The following is an 18,880-nucleotide window of genomic DNA, read 5'->3' on the forward strand; positions in this document are numbered from 1 at the left end:
CCGGGGCGCCGGAAGGTCGGCGTTCCGACCCACTTTAGTGGGGCGGGCCGGTAGGACGTTCGGTTGTCCACAGGCGCCGCGGAGCCGGTACGACCGGTACGGGGGCGGATCCTCCGGACGCGCCGGACCCGGAAACAGGCACGCGTGACCGTGTACGGCCGCGTACCAGCAGGTACGGGCGCCGCTGAACGCCGTTCGCTTACAAGACGCCACCGGGGCGCGCGGGGTTGCCGCCATCTCCTGTGAACCCGGTCGTGGAACCCGGCCGTGCGGCCCGGGTGGGTGTTCGGTCGCGGCCCCGGCGACCGTCCGGACCCCCTTCCCGGCTGCATCCTTCCCGGCCTGAGCCGTGGCGGGCGGGCCCGGGGACGCGCGCGCGTCCCCGGGCCCGCGGACGCGCGCGTGGCCGGCGTCCAGGAGGGGTACCAGCTGTTGACCCTGACTCGGGCCCGCCGACGCGCGCGTGCCCGGCCGACCCGCCGCATCCGGCGGTCCGCGTCCGGGTGGAGGGCGGCCGCACACCCCGCCGTACGGCTGCCACCGCACCGGTCCGGCCGCGCGTCCGTCGCCCGGGAGGGGTCTGGCAAGCCGCGCGGGAAGGAGGGGGTCGCGGCCGTGCGGCCGGACCGGGCCGCGGCGCCCCGCGGGCCCCTCGGGCCCGCGCGCCCCGGCCGGAGGGTGCCGCGCCATGGAGGCCTCCGGAGGGCCCGTTGAGGACGTAACCACGCATTTCTCCGGCCGGAGGGGACCAATCATGATCACTTCTTGGCGATACCCGGGCGTGTTGTCAGTGGCAGGTGCGAGGATTCCCCCAGCGCGCGTACGCGGGGCGGGGAGCCCCGGGCGTGCCGACCCGGCCGGGTGGGGGCGACGAGGCGGTTCCCCCGCCCCCGCCGGCATCCGTGCAGAAGGGATTGCTGACGGCGATGCAGATCCGGCTGACCGTGTCCGTGCCGCGCGGCGGGCAGGCCGCGGCGGGGCACGCGGGTGGTGCGCGCGCGTGCGACGTGCTGGTCACCGCCCCCGCGGGGACGGCGCTGTCCGCTGTGGCTTCGGGTCTGGCGGCGGCCGTCGCGGGCGGCGCCGAGACCTCAGGTCCCGTTGTGCTGTACGCGGGCGGGGAGCGGCTGGACGCCCAGCGCCGGATCCTCGGCGAGCCCCCTCTGGTGGACGGCGCGGTGCTCGCGCTCCAGTCGCCCGGTGACAGCGGCCCCGCGGACGCCGGTGCGGAGCCGCAGCTCCATATCGTGGCGGGTCCGGACTCCGGCGGCGTCCATCTGCTGCACGGCGGCCGGATCGGTGTCGGCCGCTCCGCAGACGCCGATGTTCCGCTGGACGATCCGGACGTCTCCCGGCTGCACTGCGCGGTGACCGTCGGCGAGGACGGCCGGATCACGGTCGCCGACCTCGGCTCGACCAACGGCACCGCCCTCGACGGCCGGGCCGTCGGCGAGCGGCCGGTGCCCCTGCGCCCCGGGGCGCTGCTGCGGATCGGGGAGTCGACGCTCCGGCTGGCCGCCCCCGGCACGCTCCCCGCGCCCCTGCCGACCGCCCCGGACGGCGAGGGCCGCCTCCGGATCCCGGCCCGCCCCCGGGGGACGTACCTCCCTCACGACGGACCCGGCCACACCGGTGACGGCCTTCCCGCCGCGCTCCCGGAGACCGCGGTGCACGAGGACGCTCCGGCGGTCCGGGAGCCGGAGCCCGCGGAGGCCGCGGCGCGCCGCAAGGGCGGTATAGGTGCCTGGGCCCGGCGGTTCAAAGCGTCACCCGGGCCGGACGGCGAGGAGTTGTCCACCGCGCCCGGCCCCGAGGCCGTACCGCCCGCCCGGCCCGTGCCGGAGACCTGGCCCGACCCCGCCGCCGTTCTGCTGACCGCCCTCGGGCCCGGCCCCCGGCTCTGGGAGCGCGACGCCTGGCATCCGGAGTCCCTGGTGCTGCGTCTGGGCACCGCGGACCGCGACGGTCTGCCGTCCGTGCCGGTGACGGTCGGGCTGCGGGAGGCCGGTTCGCTGGGGATCGCCGGTCCGCGGCCCCGGCTCACCGGCGCCGCCCGCTGGGCCGTCGCCCAGCTCGCCGCCCTGCACTCCCCCGCGGGGCTGGAGATCGTGCTGATCTCCGCCGACCGGAGCCGGGCCGCGGAGGCCCGCCGCGCCGACTGGGCCTGGCTGGGCTGGCTGCCCCAGTTGCGTCCGGCGCACGGCCAGGACTGCCGGCTGCTGCTGGCGTACGACCGCGACCAGGCCGCCGCCCGGACCGCCGAGCTGACCCGCCGGCTGGACGACGGGCCGCTCGGCCCCGGCTGGCCGAGCGCGGACCGTACCGCCCTGGCGTCGGCCGCCGCGCGGTACGAGGGACCGCGTTCGGTCGTGATCGTCGACGGCGACCCCGGGTCCGCCGCGCTGCGGGAGACCGCGGCCCGGCTGGCGGGCGCGGGCTGGTCCGCCGGAATCCATCTGATCGTGCTGGCCGAAACGCCCGCGGCTTCTCCGGCGGCCCCGGTCGCCGCGGTGTACGAGACCGCGTGCGCGGCGTCGCTGCCGTTCCGCGAGTGCGGGGCCGTCGGGATGCTCAGCGGCGATGTGGCGACCGGGCTGCGGGTGCTGCGGACGTCCGCCGGGCTGCCCTCGGGACAGGGCACGCTCGCGGTGGCGGACGCGGTGTCGGCGGCCTGGGCCGAGCGGTTCGCCAGGGCGCTCGCCCCTCTGCGTACCGAAGAGACCGGCGATGACGACGGCTCCGGCGGCCGGGCGGCGGCACTGCCCCGCTCCTCACGGCTCCTCGACGAGCTGGGCCTGGCCCGGGCCACGCCCGCCTCTCTGATGGCCCGCTGGGCCGCGGCCGGGGAGGTGCCGGCGCCGGTCGCCGTGCTGGGCGCGGGCCCGCAGGGCCCGCTGGCGGTGGATCTGGCGGCGGAGGGCCCGCATCTGCTGATCGAAGGACCGCCCGGCAGCGGGCGTACGGAGCTGCTGCGCTCGGTCGCCGCCTCACTGGCCGCCGCCGGACGCCCCGACCGCCTCGGGCTGCTGCTGGTCGACGGCGCGGGCGGCGGAGAGCGGGGCGCGGGCCTCGCGGCCTGCACGGATCTGCCGCATGTCACCGACCATCTGGTGGCCAGCGACCCGGTGCGGATGCGGACCTTCGCCCAGTCGCTGGGCGCGGAGCTGAAGCGGCGGGCCGAACTGCTGGAAGGCACCGATTTCGCCGGCTGGCACGCCGTGGGCCGGACCGGCGGCGGGCAGCGGACCGCCGGGCGGGTCGTGGGCCCGCGTTCGCCGAGCGCGGGGGAGCAGGGCGGCACGGCCGCTGTCGGAGCGCGTACGGCCGCCGCCCGCGCCGCCCAGCCGGGCCTCCCGGGTGGCCGGGGCGATCTCGAATCCCCGCCGAGCAGCACGCTACGGCTGCGCCCCGGCGGCCGTACGCGACCGGCCCCCGCCCCCGGCCCGCTGCCCCGGCTGGTGGTCCTGGTGGACGATTTCGACGCCCTGGTCGCCCCGGCCCTCGGCAGTACGGGCCGGCCGTCGGCCGGTTCCGTGGTGCGGGCGCTGGAGGCCGTGGCCAGGGACGGCGAGCGCCTCGGAGTCCATCTGGTCGCCGCCTCCGCCCGCCCGGACCGGACGGCCGATACGGCGCTGGCGCGCTCCGGCGGGCTGCGTGCCGTCCTCGACCAGCCCCCGGCGCAGGCGGGACCGGACGCCCCGCTCCCGGGCCGCGGGCGGCTCGGCCGGCCGGACGGCCGGGTCACCGAGTTCCAGGGGGGCCGGGTCACCGGCCGGATCCCGCGGACGGCGACCCTGCGACCGACCGTCGTCCCGCTGGAGTGGGAGCGGATGGGCGATCCGCCGACCCGCAGACCGGTCCGGGAGCTGGGGAACGGGCCGACCGACCTGGCGCTGCTGGCGAGCGCGCTGGAGCGGGCCGCGGGCTCGGTGGACGCGGCCCCGCTGCCGCCGCTGGCCCCCGTCCCCTCTTGACCGCGCCGCGCCGAAGGACCACCGCACAAAAAGCCAGAAATCCGGACGGCCCGGCAACCCGGCAACCCGGCAACCCGGCAACCCGGCAACCCGGCAACCCGGCAACCCGGCAACCCGGCAACCCGGCAACCCGGCAACCCGGCAACCCGGCGGACGAACGGTGTGCGCTCCCTCGCCGGTTCCCCACCGCTCCCCCGTAGAAAGAACCGATTTCCTTCACTGCCCAGGAGTTTGACCGGACATCACATCACAGAGGAATCACGAAAGAGCCGTCCGCTCTTCCCAACGGATTGCGAACCCCTCCCCCCAGGCATAGACCTGACACGCACCACGTCAGCGCCGGCTGAGAGAACGGGGCAGCAATGCATACACCTCTCCGCATGAGCAAGACCGTGAAAGCGGCGGTGGCCTGCACCGTCGTCCTTGCGTTCACCGTCGCGGGCTGCGGTGACGACAAGGGCGGCGACGACGGCAAGGACACCGGAAGAGGCGGCGGCAGCGAATCCGCCGTCCGGCTCCCGCAGCTGAACGGCCAGACCGTGCAGGTCGCCGCGGTCTGGAGCGGCAAGGAGCAGGAGAACTTCGTCAAGGTCCTCGACGAGTTCGAGAGGCGTACCGGCGCGAAGGTCACCTTCGTGCCCGCGCAGGACCCGATCGTCAACTTCCTCGGCACGAAGATCGCCGGGGGCAGCCCGCCCGATGTGGCGCTGCTCCCCCAGCCCGGCGCCATCCGCCAGGCCGTGCAGCGCGCCTGGGCCAAACCCGTCGGCCCGGAGGCGAAGGCCGAACTGGCGAAGAACTACTCGGCGGGCTGGCAGAAGACGGGCCAGGTCGACGGCGTCCAGTACGGCGTCTACTACAAGGCCGCCAACAAGTCCCTGGTCTGGTACAACACGGCCGTCTTCGAGGCGGCGGGCGTCCAGGAGCCCACCACCTGGCAGGAGTTCCTGACCGCCGCCGAGACCGTATCGGCGTACGGTGTCACCCCCGTCTCGGTCGCGGGCGCCGACGGCTGGACCCTGACCGACTGGTTCGAGAACATCTACCTCTCCCAGGCGGGCCCGGAGAAGTACGACCAGCTCGCCGCGCACACCATCAAGTGGACCGATCCGTCGGTGACCCGTGCGCTGACCACCCTCGCCCAGTTGTTCGGCAGGCCCGAGCTGATCGCGGGCGGCGCGGACGGCGCGCTCCAGACCGAGTTCCCTGCGTCGGTCAGCCAGACGTTCACCGGCGGCGACCGGGCCAAGGCGGCGATGGTCTTCGAGGGCGATTTCGTCGGTGTCACCATCGGCGAGACCAAGGCGAAGATCGGCACGGACGCCAAGGTGTTCCCGTTCCCGGCCGTGGGTGCGAAGGCCCCGCTGGTCGGCGGCGGCGACGCGGCGGTCGCCCTGAAGGACAGCAAGGGCGCCCAGGCGCTGCTGACCTTCCTCGCCTCGCCGGACGCGGCCCGTATCCAGGCCGCGGCGGGCGGTTTCGTCTCGCCGAACAAATCCCTCGACCCGGCCGCGTATCCGAACGACGTCCAGCGCGATATCGCGAAGGCGCTGATCGACGCGGGCGACGGCGTCCGTTTCGATATGTCGGACCAGATGCCGCAGGCATTCGGCGGGACACCCGGCAAGGGTCTGTGGAAACTTCTCCAGGACTTCCTGAAGAACCCGAAGGACACGGCGGGAATCCAGGCGAAACTGGAATCCGACGCCGCGAAGGCTTACGCGGGCTGACGGCAGGTGTCCCCCGCAGTGCAGGCGGGGGGCCCGGCCCGGCCGGAGCCCCCCGCGGGTCCGCGCAAGAGCGTGACCGGCACCCGGACCGTCCTGGTGGCCGGCTTTCTGCTGCCGGCACTGGTGCTGCTGGGCGCGCTCGTGGTCTACCCGATCGGGTACTCGGTCTACCGTTCCTTCTTCGACCAGGCGGGCACCGGTTTCGCCGGGCTCGACAACTACCGGGAAATCTTCACCGACGAGGCAATCTTCACTGCGGTGAAGAACAACGCGGTCTGGGTGGTGCTCGCCCCCGCCGTGACCACCGCCCTCGGGCTGATCTTCGCCGTGCTCACCGAACGCGTCCGCTGGGGCACCGCGTTCAAACTGGTCGTCTTCATGCCGATGGCGATCTCGATGCTGGCCGCGGGGATCATCTTCCGGCTGGTGTACGAGCAGGATCCGGACCGCGGGCTGGCCAACGCGGTCTGGGTCGGGGTCCACGACACCTTCACCGAGTCCTCGGCCTTCCCCCGGGCCCGGCCGCTGCCGGTGCACCCGCTGGAGCCGGGCGGCGGCGGTTCGTTCGTCACCAGGGCGCCGGTGTCGGCGGGGACGCCCGTACTGCTGCCGCTGGTCGGAGTGGCACCGGATCGGATGCCGTCGGACGCCCGGCCCGCACGGACCCCGGCCCCGGACCCGGACGGCGGGATCACCGGCACCGCGTGGCTCGACTTCACCCGGGGCGGCGGCGGAAAGCCCAATGTCACCGATCCGCAGGAGCTGGGGCTCAAGGGGATCTCCGTCGAGGCCGTCAAGGACGGGAAGGTGGTGGCGAAGGCGCGGGCCGGGGCGGACGGCGTGTTCACCCTGCCCGCCGAGGCGGACGGAGCGGTGCTGCGGCTGCCGGCGGCCAACTTCCGTGAGGCGTACAACGGTGTGAGCTGGCTCGGCCCGTCGCTGGTCACCCCCGCGATCATCGGCAGCTATGTCTGGATGTGGGCCGGGTTCGCGATGGTGCTGATCGCGGCCGGACTGGCGAGCGTGCCGCGCGAACTGCTGGAGCAGGCCCGGGTCGACGGGGCGGGCGAATGGCAGGTCTTCCGCCGGATCACCGTGCCGCTGCTGGCACCGGTCCTGGCGGTGGTGCTGGTCACCCTGATGATCAACGTACTGAAGATCTTCGATCTGGTGTACGTGATCGCGCCCGGCTCGGCCCAGGACGACGCCAATGTGCTGGCGCTCCAGCTGTACCGCTCGTCCTTCGGGACGGCGGCCGATCTCGGCGTCGGCAGCGCCATCGCGGTCCTGCTGCTGTTGCTGGTGGTACCGGTGATGGTGGTCAACATCCGGCGGATACGGAAGGAGGGCCGGCGATGACGGCGACCCGCCCGCGGGCAGCGGGACCCACCGCCGGGTACGGCCCGGCCCGGCGGCCGCTCGCGGCCCGGATCGCGGCCCGCGCGGGCTCCGGCGGGGTCCGGGTCCTGCTGATCCTGACCGGTCTGTTCTGGCTGCTGCCGACCATCGGCCTGCTGATCTCTTCGCTGCGCGGCCCCGCCGATATCGCGGCCGACGGCTGGTGGTCGGTGTTCACCGCGCCCGCGCAGCTCACCACCGAGAACTACACCCAGCTGCTGAAGAACGAGGCGGTCACCGACTCCCTGGTCAGCAGTCTCATGATCACCGTTCCGTCTACGGTGCTGGTGGTGGCCGTCGGGGCGCTGGCGGGCTATGCCTTCGCCTGGATGGACTTCCCCGGCCGTGACTGGTGCTTTCTGCTGGTCGTGGCGCTGCTGGTGGTACCGGTGCAGGTGGCGCTGGTGCCGGTCGCCGAGCTGTTCGGGGTGATCGGGATCTTCGAGACCACGCTCGGGGTGATCCTCTTCCATGTGGCCTTCGGACTGCCGTTCGCGATCTTCCTGCTGCGGAACTTCTTCGCGGAGATCCCGCGGGAGCTGCTGGAGGCGGCGCGGCTGGACGGCGCGGGCGAGCTGCGGCTCTTCGCCCGGGTGGTGCTGCCGCTGGGCGGTCCGGCCATCGCGTCGCTGGGGATCTTCCAGTTCCTGTGGGTGTGGAACGACATGCTGATCGCGCTGATCTTCGCGGACACCGACAGCGCGCCGGTCACGGTCGTCCTGCAACGGCAGGTCCGCCAGTTCGGCAACAACATCGACGTCCTCGCCTCGGGGGCGTTCCTGTCGATGGTCGTCCCGCTGGTGGTGTTCTTCGCCTTCCAGCGGCAGTTCGTCTCGGGGGTGATGGCCGGGGCGGTCAAATAGCCCGAGTCCGGGGCGGCGGTACGGGGAGGGCGCCGGGGCCCGCGCGGCCCCGGTGTCACACCCGCAGCGCCGCCACCGCCCCGCGCGCCAGGACGTCCAGATAGCCCTTCGGGAGCTTCTCGCGCACCACCACCAGACGCCAGTACAGCGGCCCGACCGCGACATCGAGCAGACGGTACGCGTCGGTGCCCGGCGGCAGCTCGCCGCGGGCGACGGCGTCCCGCACGATCATCGCCGCCATCCCCCGCTGGCTGTCCACCAGCGCGGCCTTGATCGCATCGGCGATCTCCGGGCTGCGGGCGGATTCGACGATCAGATCCGGGATGATCTGCGAGGCCACGGGGTGGCGCAGGGCATGCGACGCGACCTCCAGCAGCGCCCGTACATCCCCGTACAGCGACCCGGTGGACGGCGCGGGCAGACCCTGGACGGCGAAGGCCGACAGCAGGTCCACGACCAGGGACAGCTTGGACTTCCAGCGGCGGTAGACCGCCGTCTTCCCGACGCCCGCGCGGCGCGCGATGCCCTCGATCGACATCCGGGCGAAGCCGACCGTGGCCAGCTCCTCGAAGACGGCGGCGCGGATCGCCTCCGTCACTTCCTCGCGGAGCACTGCGGCACCCGCGGGCGCGCGTCGTGGAGGTCGCGGGTCCGGGTCGGTGGTCATGGCGAGGAGCATACCCGTGACGACGAAACGGTTGCGTTGCGACGCACGTACGCCCTACTCTCGCCGTAGCGACGAAACGGACCCGTCCCGTCGTCATGGATTCGGTTCATCCGTCGGCCCCACCGGCGGGCGGACGGGTGATTCAGACGAACGGCGGAGCGGCCACCCGGACCGCGCCCGCCGGGCCGGAACCGGCGCGTACCCACCCGTACGGCCGGTACGCCCCCGGGTTCCGCGCCTTCCGGCCAGTCCCCCCTTGCCCGCCCTCGGCGAAAGCGACCAGAGTGAGCAGCCAGACGATCTCCCCACCGATGCCGACGGGCATCGGCGGCCCCGCGGGAGCCCGCGCCGAGACCCCACGCGAGCTGGCCCTGCGCCATGGGCTCACGGTCAGCGGGGAACGCCCGACGCTGCCCGGTTACGTACGGCAGCTCTGGGCCCGGCGCCACTTCATCACCGCGTTCGCCACCGCCAAGACCCACGCCCAGTACAGCCAGGCCAAGCTCGGCCAGCTGTGGCAGCTGGTGACCCCGCTGCTGAACGCGGCGGTCTACTACTTCATCTTCGGCATCCTGCTCGGGACCAGCAAGGACGTCCCGGACTTCGTGCCGTTCCTGGTCACCGGGGTGTTCATCTGGACCTTCACCTCGAATTCGGTCATGGCGGGGACCCGGGCGGTCACCGGGAACATCGGGCTGGTCCGCGCACTCCACTTCCCCCGGGCGTCGCTGCCGATCGCCCTCGCGATGCAGCAGTTCCAGCAGCTCCTGTTCTCCATGGGCGTCCTGACCGTCATCCTGGTGGGCTTCGGCCAGCTCCCCCAGGCGTCCTGGCTGCTGGTGCTGCCCGCGCTCGCGCTCCAGACCGTGTTCAACACCGGGGTCGCGATGATGGTGGCCCGGATCTCGGCACACACGCCCGATGTGGCCCAGCTCATGCCCTTCGTCCTGCGTACCTGGATGTACTCGTCGGGTGTGATGTGGAGCATCTCCACCGTCCTGAGGGGCCATGACCTGCCGGAGTGGGTCATGCTTGGCCTGCAGTACAACCCGGCGGCGGTCTACATCGACCTGGTGCGCTTCGCACTGATCGACAGCTACACCTCGGCCCAGCTTCCGCCGCATGTCTGGGCGGTCGCCCTCGGCTGGGCCGCGCTCTTCGGGGTGGGCGGATTCATGTACTTCTGGAAGGCGGAGGAGCGGTACGGCCGTGGCTGAGAACCTGATGACGACAGCGGACCGAGTGCAAACCCCGGCCGGTTCGGTCCCGGAGCGGGTCCCGACGGTCGTCGTGGACGGGGTCCACATCAAGTACCGGGTGAACGGCGGCCGTGGCGGCAGGGGCAGCGCCACCGCCGCACTGAGCCGACTGATCTCCCGCAAGGAGCGCAAGGCCCGCAAATCGGGCAAGCCCGCGCCGGGCGTACGCGAGGTGCACGCGGTCAAGGGCGTGACCTTCACCGCGTACAAGGGCGAAGCCATCGGGCTGATCGGCTCCAACGGCTCCGGCAAGTCCACCCTCCTCAAGGCGATCGCCGGACTGCTGCCCACCGCCGAAGGGCGCGTCTACACCCAGGGCCAGCCGTCCCTCCTCGGAGTGAACGCGGCCCTGATGAGCGACCTCACCGGCGAGCGGAACGTCATCCTCGGCGGCCTCGCCATGGGCATGACCCGGGATGAGATCCAGCGGGCCTACCAGGGCATCGTCGACTTCTCCGGAATCAACGAGAAGGGCGACTTCATCTCGCTGCCGATGCGGACGTACTCCTCCGGCATGGGCGCCCGGCTGCGGTTCGCCATCGCGGCGGCCAAAAGCCATGACGTCCTGCTGATCGACGAGGCGCTGGCGACCGGTGACGCGAAGTTCCGCCGCCGCAGCCAGGCCCGGATCACCGAACTGCGCAAGGAAGCCGGCACGGTCTTCCTGGTCAGCCACAGCAACACCACGATTACGGAGACCTGCGAGCGGGCCCTGTGGCTGGAGGCCGGGACGCTGCGGATGGACGGCCCGGCCAAGGAGGTCGTCGCCGCGTACGAGGCCTTCACCAGCGGCAAGAAGTAACCGGTCCCCTTTCCCGGGGGCTCCTTTCCCGGGGCCTTTCCAGGGCCCCTCTCCCGGGGCTCGGTTCGCCTCCGGGGGCGCTTGGGGCCCAGCGCGCCCCTTCAGCCCATTCGCCCGCCCTCGGGGGATACCACCCGACCCCCGGGGCGGGCGCACCCCGCCCCGGGGGTGGCGGAAGCCGCGAACCGCAACAAAGCGGACTAATGTACCGGGCGATGACTCCGCAACGGATCACCCCCCTGCCCTCGGGCCACCGGCTCTCCCCGCGCCCCGCCCTGCGCGCCGCGGACAACCACGACACCGCCCGGCCCCGGGACACCGTCGCCCTGGCCGCCGTCTGGGCGGTCACCCGCGCCGGGATGCTCGCCCTGCTGGTCGTCGACCGGCTGGGCGACAGCGGAGTCGCGGGCGAGGTCCACACCCTCTACCGCGGCTGGTTCGAGCAGCTCGTCCACGGCTCCTTCCCGGTGGACGACGCCACCTGGCAGTACCCGCCGGGCGCCGCGCTCGTGCTGCTCTCCCCCGCCGCCCTGCCCTGGCTGACGTACTTCCAGGCCTTCGTCGTCATCGTCCTGGTCGCCGATGCGACGATCACCCGGGCCCTGGCACGGGCCGGGCTCCCCGGCGCGTGGTTCTGGGTCTGCTCCCTGCCGCTGCTGCTGAACCTGCCGCTGGCCAGGTACGACGTCCCCGTCACCGCGGTCGCCGTGCTCGGTCTGCTCGCCCTGGCCCACCGGCCCGGGGCGGGCGGCGCACTCGCCGGGCTCGGCGCCATGATCAAGGTCTGGCCGGTGCTGACGCTGCTGGGGACGCCCCGGGGGCATCGCACCCGGGCCGCCTGGGGCTCGGCCGCGGCCACGGCCGTCGCGCTCCTCGCCGTACTCGTCCTCTGCTTCGGCCACACCCTCGACTTTCTGCGGCAGCAGAGCGCGCGGGGCGTCCAGATCGAGTCACTGGGCGGCACCGCGCTCCAGCTCGCCCGGGTGGTGGGCTGGAGCGGCGAGGTCCGCTATCAGTACGGCGCCTTCGAGTTCGCCGGGCCGTACGTCTCCTCCGTCGCCCGGCTCTCCCTCGCGCTGACGGCCGCGGCCTTCTGCTGGCTGCTGCTGTGGCGGGCCAGGGCCCGGCGGTGGAGCCCCGCGACACCGTACGACGCCGCGTTCGCCGCCGTCCTCCTGTTCACCGTCACCAGCAGGGTGATCAGCCCGCAGTATCTGATCTGGCTGCTGGGGCTGGCCGCGGTCTGCCTCACGGCCCGGACCACCGTCCAGCGCCCGGCCGTGCTGCTGATGGTCCCGGCGGCGGCGGTCAGCGCCCTGGCGTACCCCCTGCACTACCAGGACGTCGTCGACGGGACCCCACTGGGGTGTGCGCTGATGCTGGTCCGGAACGGGCTGCTGCTGACGGCCGCCTTCCTGGCCTGCCGCCGGCTCTGGCGCGCCACCGTCTGAACCCGCACGGGCCGGTACCGGGCACGGCACGGCGGTACGGCACCGGGGCACGGCCCCCGCGGTACGAGTCCCGGTACGGCTCCGCGGTACGGCCGCACGGCGGTACGGCGGTACGGCGGTACGGCACCGGGTACGCCGAGGGGCCTGCCCCCGACAAGCCGGGAACAGGCCCCTCGTACCCCACGCGCTCGCGCTCGCTAGCTGTGCGTCCGCAGCAGCTGGCGCATCGTCCGCATCGCCACCGACAGATTCGCCAGGTCGAAGGTGTCGGACCCCTGGATCTCGTCGAGGGTGGCCCGCGCCCGGCCCAGGATCGACGCGTTCTCGATCTCCCAGTCCTTGAACCGCTCCTCCGGAGTCGAGGTGCCGTTGCCGACGGAGAGGACGTCCCCGGTGAGCATGGCGTGCGCCGCGTACAGATCCTCGCGGATCGACGCCCGCGCCATCGACTGCCAGCGGTCGGCCCGCGGCAGTTCGATGATCCGGTCCATCAGCTGGGTGATCCGCAGCCGGTCCGCGAGGTCGTAGTAGACCTCGGCGACCTCCAGCGGGTCCTTGCCGGTGCGGTCCGCGATGGCGACGATGTCCAGCGTCGGGAACGCCGAGGAGAACCCGGCCACCCACATCGCCAGCTCCTCCGGCACCCCCTCCGCGGTCAGCTCGTCCAGAATGCCCTGGTACCACTCCAGATCGGCGCCGCGCAGCAGCTTCGGCAGCTCACCGCGGACCAGCGCGATCCGCTCGGCGAAGAACTCCACGGTCTCGGCGAGCTGGAGCGGCTGCGGCCGGTTGCCCAGCAGCCAGCGCGTACCGCGTTCGACCAGACGCCGCGAGTGGAGCCGGATCCGGGTCTGGACCCCGGCCGAGACCTCGTTGTCCAGCGCCTCGACGGCGTCCCAGACGGTGGCGAGGCCGAAGATCTCGCGGGCCGCGGCCTGGGCCCGTACCACCTCTTCGGTCGAGGCCCCGGTCTCCTCCCGCAGCCGGTGCAGGAAGGTCGAGCCGCCGGTGTTGACGGTGTCGTTGACCAGGACGGTCGTAATGATCTCCCGGCGCAGCGCATGCCCGTCGACGGCCTCGGGGAACTTCTTCCGCAGCGGCTTGGGGAAGTAGGCGTGCAGCAGCCGGGCGAGGTAGGGGTCGTCCGGCAGTCCGGTGCCGATCAGCTCCTCCGCCACCGTGATCTTGGTGTACGCAAGGAGGACGGCCAGCTCCGGCTGGCTGAGCCCGCGGCCGGTGTTCAGCAGCTCCCGGATCTGCCGGTCGTTGGGGAGGAACTCCAGCGACCGGTCCAGCGCCCCGTCGCGGCCGAGGCGGCGCATCAGCCGCTGGTGGGCCTGGAGCAGGGACGGCGCCTGGGCGGCCGCGTTGGCCAGGGCGACGTTCTGGGCGTAATTGTTCCGCAGGACCAGGGCGCCGACCTCGTCGGTCATCCTGGCCAGCAGGGCGTTGCGCTGCTTGACGGTCATATCGCCGTCGGCGACCAGCCCGTTGAGCAGGATCTTGATATTGACCTCGTGGTCGGAGGTGTCGACACCCGCGCTGTTGTCGATGGCGTCGGTGTTGACCCGGCCGCCGGTGCCCTCGGGGCCGCCGGTGCGGGCGAACTCGATCCGGCCGAGCTGGGTGAGGCCGAGGTTGCCGCCCTCGCCGACGACCTTGACGCGGAGTTCGTCGCCGTTGACCCGGATGGCGTCGTTGGCCTTGTCGCCGACATCCGCGTCGGATTCGGCGGACGCCTTGACGTAGGTGCCGATACCGCCGTTCCACAGCAGGTCGACAGGGGCCTGGAGGACCGCCTTCATCAGCTCGGCGGGCGTCATCTTGGTGATCCCCGCCTCGATGCCGAGGGCGTCCCGCATCTGCGCGTTGACCGGAATCGACTTGGCGGTACGGGGGTGGACGCCGCCGCCCGGGGAGAGCAGCTTGCTGTCGTAGTCGGCCCAGCTCGACCGCGGCAGTTCGAACATCCGGCGGCGCTCGGCGTAGGAGACGGCGGCGTCCGGGTCGGGGTCGATGAAGATATGCCGGTGGTCGAAGGCGGCGATCAGCCGGATGTGCTCGCTGAGCAGCATGCCGTTGCCGAAGACGTCGCCGGACATATCCCCGACGCCGACGACGGTGAAGTCCTCGGTCTGGGTGTCGTGGCCCAGTTCGCGGAAGTGCCGTTTGACGGACTCCCAGGCGCCGCGGGCGGTGATGCCCATGCCCTTGTGGTCGTAGCCCGCGGAGCCGCCGGAGGCGAAGGCGTCGCCCAGCCAGAAGTCGTAGGCGACGGCGACTTCGTTGGCGATATCGGAGAAGGACGCGGTGCCCTTGTCGGCGGCGACCACGAGGTAGGTGTCGTCCTCGTCGTGGCGGACGACGTCGGCGGGCGGTACGACCTCGCCCGCGACCAGGTTGTCGGTGATGTCGAGCAGCGCCGAGATGAACGTGCGGTACGAGGCGATGCCCTCGGCCAGCCAGGCGTCGCGGTCGACGGCCGGGTCGGGGAGCTGCTTGGCGACGAAGCCGCCCTTGGCGCCGACCGGGACGATGACGGTGTTCTTCACCATCTGCGCCTTCACCAGGCCGAGGATCTCCGTACGGAAGTCCTCGCGCCGGTCGGACCAGCGCAGCCCGCCGCGGGCGACCTTGCCGAACCTCAGGTGGACGCCTTCGACCCGGGGCGAGTAGACCCAGATCTCGAAGGCGGGGCGGGGCGCGGGCAGATCGGGGACGGCCTGGGGGTCGAACTTCATCGACACATAGCCGTGGTGGCCGCCGTCGCCGGTGCGCTGGAAGAAGTTCGTCCGCAGGGTGGCCTTGATGATGGTGAGGAAGGAGCGGAGGATGCGGTCCTCGTCGAGGCTGGCGACCTGGTCGAGGGCGCCGTCCAGCTCCTCCAGGAGGCCGTCGGTCAGCTCGGTGCCGGCGCTCTGGCGGCCGGGCGACATCCGGGCCTCGAAGAGGGACACCAGCAGCCGGGTGGTGTGGACATTAGTACGGAGGGTGTTCTCCATGTACTCCTGGGAGAACGTCGCCCCGGCCTGCCGCAGGTACTTGGCGTAGGCGCGCAGCACCATCGCCTGCCGCCAGGTCAGCCCGGCGCGCAGGACGAGGGCGTTGAAGCCGTCGTTCTCGGCGTCGCCGGTCCAGACGGCGGCGAAGGCGTCCTGGAACCGCTCGCGGGCGTCGTCGGCGAGGTAGTCGCCGTTGCCGTTCCCGCCGTTGCCCAGAATCGGCATCCGCAGACCGAAGTCGTAGATCCACGCGTTCCCGCGGTCGGTGCTGCGCAGCTCGTACGGGCGCTCGTCGACGACCTCGCAGCCGAGCTGCTGGAGCACGGGCAGGACGGCGGAGAGGGAGACCTGTTCGCCGGCGCGGTAGATCTTGAAGCGGCGTTCGCCGGGGCTTGCGCCGACGGGCTCGTAGAGGGAGAGGGAGAAATCGCGGCCGGAGCGGGTCAGATCGTCGAGGTGGACCAGGTCGGCGACGGCGGAGCGCGGCGAGTGGTCGGCCTTGTAGCCCTCGGGGAAGGCGGAGCCGTAGCTGCGGAGGAGTTCGGCGGCGCGCTCCTCGCCGAGTTCGGCGTTGAGGGCGTCGGCGAAGCCGTCGGCCCAGGAGCGGGCGGCTTCCACCAGCCGGCCTTCGATCCGCTCGGTGTCGGCGTCGGTGAGGTGCGGCAGCTCGGTGCCCGGGGGGACCCGGACGACGAAGTGGATCCGGGAGAGGATCGACTCGGTGTTCCAGGCGGTGAAGTCGACGCTGGTGCCGCCCAGCTCCTCCTTGAGGATGTCGATCAGCCGCAGCCGGACACCGGTGGTGTAGCGGTCGCGGGGCAGGTAGACGAGGGCGGAGTAGTAGCGGCCGTACTCGTCCTGGCGCAGATAGAGCCGGAGACGGCGGCGCTCCTGGAGGTACAGGACGCTGGTGACGATGGAGCGGAGCTGGTCGACGGGGGTCTGGAACAGCTCGTCGCGGGGGTACGTCTCCAGGATCTGGAGCAGATCGCGGCCGTCGTGGCTGTTGGGCGAGAACCCGGCGCCGTCGAGGACCTCGGCGACCTTGCGGCGGATCACCGGCACCCGGCGGACCGATTCGGTGTAGGCGGCCGAGGAGAACAGTCCGAGGAAACGGCGCTCGCCGATCACATTGCCGTCGACGTCGAACTTCTTCACCCCGACGTAGTCGAGGTAGCTCGGCCGGTGGACGGTGGAGCGGCTGTTGGCCTTGGTGAGGACGAGGAGCTTGTGCTCCCTGGCCTTGGCGCGGGCGTCGGCGGGCAGCCGGCTGAAGGAGGGGCTGACGGGGTGGGCCTCGTCCTCGCTGTGGTGCGGGTCGGAGCGGAGGATGCCGAGGCCGGTGCCGGCGACGGCGGACAGGGAGTCGCCGTCGGTCAGCTCGTACTCCCGGAAGCCGAGGAAGGTGAAGTGGTCGGCGGCCAGCCAGCGCAGCAGCTCACGGGCCTCGTCGACCTCCTGGCCCGCGATATCGCCGGCGACCGGTTCGGCGGTCAGGTCCTCGGCGATCCGGAGCGCGGCATCGCGCATCTTCTCCCAGTCCTCGACGGCCTCGCGGACGTCGGACAGGACGCGCAGCAGATCGACGGTGATCTGCTTGAGGTCGGCGCGGTCGGTCTCGCGGTCGATCTCGACGTGGATCCACGATTCGACGAGCGTGTCGTGCGGGAGGGGCTTGCCGTCCCTGCCGGAGCGGGCCTGGGTGGAGAGCACCTCCAGCAGTTTGCCGGTGACATCGCGGCGGACGGTGACCTGCGGATGGATCACGACATGGATACCGCGGCCCTGGCGGGACAGCTCGTTGGTGACGGAGTCCACGAGGAAGGGCATGTCGTCGGTGACGACCTCGACGACGGAGTGGCTGCACGTCCAGCCGTTCTCCTCGACCGTCGGGGTGTGCACCCGGATGCCCGCGGTGCCCTGGGGACGGTTCTCGGCCAGCCGGTAGTGGGAGAGCGCGGCGCCGAAGACATCGACCGGGTCACGGTCGGTGAGGTCCTCGGGCGCGGTGTGCAGGTAGTAGCGCTGGAGGTACGCGAGAAGGGTGTCCTGGTCCGGACGCCCGCCCTGCTCCGGCCCGGCCGGGTGATGACCGCCGCCCGGACCGTTCTCGGCTACCCGGGCCGCCCGTGCGAGCAGCTCGGCCTTGGCTTCGTCCAGCTTGGTCTGCATGTCCTCTGGCTCCTGTCGCGCGCCGTTGCGTGACGTAGGGGAAAGAAGCGACGCAACGCCACGGCCCGGGGTGTCCGGTCGGGGTCGACGTTATGCCGCGATGAGAGTGCTCCGAGCCGCAATCGGAAGAATTCGACGGAACTCGACGAACGGGCCGGTGTGCGGGGACCAGCGATCGCCCGGGCGCGGTGGCGCTCCGGGCGAGGACCGGGGGCTGCTCTGCCCCCAGGGCATATCGCGCTGATCACGGCTCCAGGCTATCTCCCCCGCCCCCGGTACCGTCATGGTCCTTATGTGTACAAAAGCGGGGTCGGAAGTTTGACAGTCTGCACAGCGACAGGGGCGGGGCGGATTCGCGGGGTAGGAAGCTTCCGGAGGCCCGGGTCCGGTGCCTCGTACGGTCCGTCACGGGAGCAGCAGAGATGGCCACGAAGGTCCTGATCGTCACGGGGGACGCCGCCGAGTCCCTGGAGGTGCTCTACCCCTATCAGCGTCTGCTGGAGGAGGGGTACGAGGTCCATATCGCGGCGCCCACGAAGAAGACGCTGCGGTTCGTCGTCCACGACTTCGAGGAAGGCTACGACACCTACACCGAGAAGCCGGGCTACACCTGGCCCGCCGACCTGGCCTTCTCCGAAGTCGCCCCCGCGGACTACGCCGCTGTGGTGATCCCGGGCGGCCGGGCGCCGGAGTATCTGCGGAACGACCCCGAGCTGCGGAAGATCGTCAAGGCCTTCTTCGACGCCGACAAGCCGGTGGCGCAGATCTGCCACGGCCCGCTGCTGACGGCGGCCGTCGGCGGTCTTGAGGGCCGGCGGGTGACCGCCTATCCGGCCCTGGAGCCGGATATGCAGGCCGCGGGCGCCGGTTTCCAGGACACGGAGGCGGTCGTCGACGGCGCCCTCGTCTCCTCCCGCGCCTGGCCGGACCACCCGGCCTGGATGCGCGAATTCCTCAAACTGCTCCGCAGCCGCGCCTGATACGGGGGCGGGGTACGGGCCGGGCGGGGACGGCGCGCCGGGTGCGGGAACCGCGGTGGCGCGTTCCCTCGTCCGTCGCGGTGATCCGGCCCGGCCGTCCGCCGACGGGCCGCCGACCCGAGCGGAGGTTCTCCATGGCACGCCGACTGCAGTGGGGCTGTGGCAATCTCTTGGTGCTGATAGCCCTGATCGTCTTCGTACCGGCGATCCGGACGGAGCTGCTGATCGTCCTCGGGCTCGCCCTTTTCCTCGGCTTCATCGTGATCGGGAGCAAGATCGAAGGCGGCGGCCCCTGGCGGGAGGCACCCACGCGGTCCCGCCAGGCCCGGGATGTGAACAGGGGCGACGGAAACGACAGCCCCTGAGTCCCACCCCCTCCGGTGCCGGACAGCGGCACACGGCAGGCCCTGGGGCGGGGGCCGTACGGCCCAGCGGTCCGACCCGGAAGGGACAGGGCCGGGTCACGGGCGATACGCGGAAATGGGGCACGGTACAGCCGGGCTCGGGCGGCGCATCCGCCGGTACCTGCGCGCACGCCCGTACCCGCACGCACGCTCGTACCCGCACAGTCGGCCTGTACCC

11 protein-coding genes are annotated in these 18,880 nt (G+C 72.3%); 9 read left to right on the forward strand and 2 right to left on the reverse strand.

Going from position 1 to position 18,880, the window contains the following annotated elements:
• The first annotated feature begins 926 nt into the window (after window positions 1-926).
• The 4 genes from ACIQ9E_RS16395 to ACIQ9E_RS16410 all read left to right on the forward strand — a co-directional run bounded on the left by ACIQ9E_RS16395 (window position 927) and on the right by ACIQ9E_RS16410 (window position 7,965).
• Window positions 927-3,974, forward strand: coding sequence for an FHA domain-containing protein (locus ACIQ9E_RS16395; protein ID WP_403707344.1), 3,048 nt, complete (start codon window positions 927-929; stop codon window positions 3,972-3,974).
• Window positions 3,975-4,354: 380 nt separating this feature from the next.
• Window positions 4,355-5,704 carry an ABC transporter substrate-binding protein gene (locus ACIQ9E_RS16400; protein ID WP_403707346.1) on the forward strand — a complete coding sequence of 450 codons (1,350 nt, stop codon included), beginning with the start codon at window positions 4,355-4,357 and terminating at the stop codon, window positions 5,702-5,704.
• A 6-nt stretch (window positions 5,705-5,710) separates the two neighbouring features.
• Window positions 5,711-7,063: a carbohydrate ABC transporter permease gene (locus tag ACIQ9E_RS16405; protein ID WP_403707348.1), complete on the forward strand. Its 1,353-nt coding sequence runs from the start codon at window positions 5,711-5,713 to the stop codon at window positions 7,061-7,063.
• Window positions 7,060-7,965, forward strand: coding sequence for a carbohydrate ABC transporter permease (locus ACIQ9E_RS16410; RefSeq protein WP_403707350.1), 906 nt, complete (start codon window positions 7,060-7,062; stop codon window positions 7,963-7,965). Before ACIQ9E_RS16405 ends, ACIQ9E_RS16410 begins: the two co-directional genes overlap by 4 nt.
• Window positions 7,966-8,020: 55 nt before the next feature.
• On the opposite strand, the gene ACIQ9E_RS16415 is transcribed toward ACIQ9E_RS16410, so the two are convergent.
• Window positions 8,021-8,644 carry a TetR/AcrR family transcriptional regulator gene (locus tag ACIQ9E_RS16415; protein ID WP_403707352.1) on the reverse strand — a complete coding sequence of 208 codons (624 nt, stop codon included), beginning with the start codon at window positions 8,642-8,644 and terminating at the stop codon, window positions 8,021-8,023.
• Window positions 8,645-8,943: 299 nt separating this feature from the next.
• Between ACIQ9E_RS16415 and ACIQ9E_RS16420 the strand changes: the two genes are divergently transcribed.
• The 3 genes from ACIQ9E_RS16420 to ACIQ9E_RS16430 all read left to right on the forward strand — a co-directional run bounded on the left by ACIQ9E_RS16420 (window position 8,944) and on the right by ACIQ9E_RS16430 (window position 12,144).
• Window positions 8,944-9,849, forward strand: a complete 906-nt coding sequence (locus tag ACIQ9E_RS16420; protein ID WP_366260822.1) for an ABC transporter permease — start codon at window positions 8,944-8,946, stop codon at window positions 9,847-9,849.
• Between the two features lie 7 nt (window positions 9,850-9,856).
• On the forward strand, window positions 9,857-10,693 hold the full coding sequence (locus ACIQ9E_RS16425) for an ABC transporter ATP-binding protein (protein WP_403707434.1): 837 nt from the start codon (window positions 9,857-9,859) through the stop codon (window positions 10,691-10,693).
• Between the two features lie 215 nt (window positions 10,694-10,908).
• Window positions 10,909-12,144: a glycosyltransferase 87 family protein gene (locus ACIQ9E_RS16430; RefSeq protein ID WP_403707354.1), complete on the forward strand. Its 1,236-nt coding sequence runs from the start codon at window positions 10,909-10,911 to the stop codon at window positions 12,142-12,144.
• Between the two features lie 197 nt (window positions 12,145-12,341).
• Here the strand turns inward: ACIQ9E_RS16430 and ACIQ9E_RS16435 are convergent, their stop codons facing one another.
• Window positions 12,342-17,318 (reverse strand): NAD-glutamate dehydrogenase, encoded by a 4,977-nt coding sequence (locus tag ACIQ9E_RS16435; protein ID WP_403707356.1) that lies wholly within the window; start codon window positions 17,316-17,318, stop codon window positions 12,342-12,344.
• Between the two features lie 422 nt (window positions 17,319-17,740).
• On the opposite strand from ACIQ9E_RS16435, the gene ACIQ9E_RS16440 reads away from it, so the two are divergent.
• The gene (locus ACIQ9E_RS16440; RefSeq protein WP_403707358.1) at window positions 17,741-18,298 is read left to right on the forward strand and encodes a DJ-1/PfpI family protein; all 558 of its coding nucleotides are present in this window, start codon (window positions 17,741-17,743) and stop codon (window positions 18,296-18,298) included.
• Between the two features lie 134 nt (window positions 18,299-18,432).
• Window positions 18,433-18,663, forward strand: coding sequence for a hypothetical protein (locus ACIQ9E_RS16445; protein WP_403707360.1), 231 nt, complete (start codon window positions 18,433-18,435; stop codon window positions 18,661-18,663).
• Window positions 18,664-18,880 lie beyond the last annotated feature (217 nt).

Origin of the sequence: Streptomyces sp. NPDC094448, from assembly GCF_044763775.1 — a bacterium.
Classification (GTDB): Bacteria; Actinomycetota; Actinomycetes; order Streptomycetales; family Streptomycetaceae; genus Streptomyces.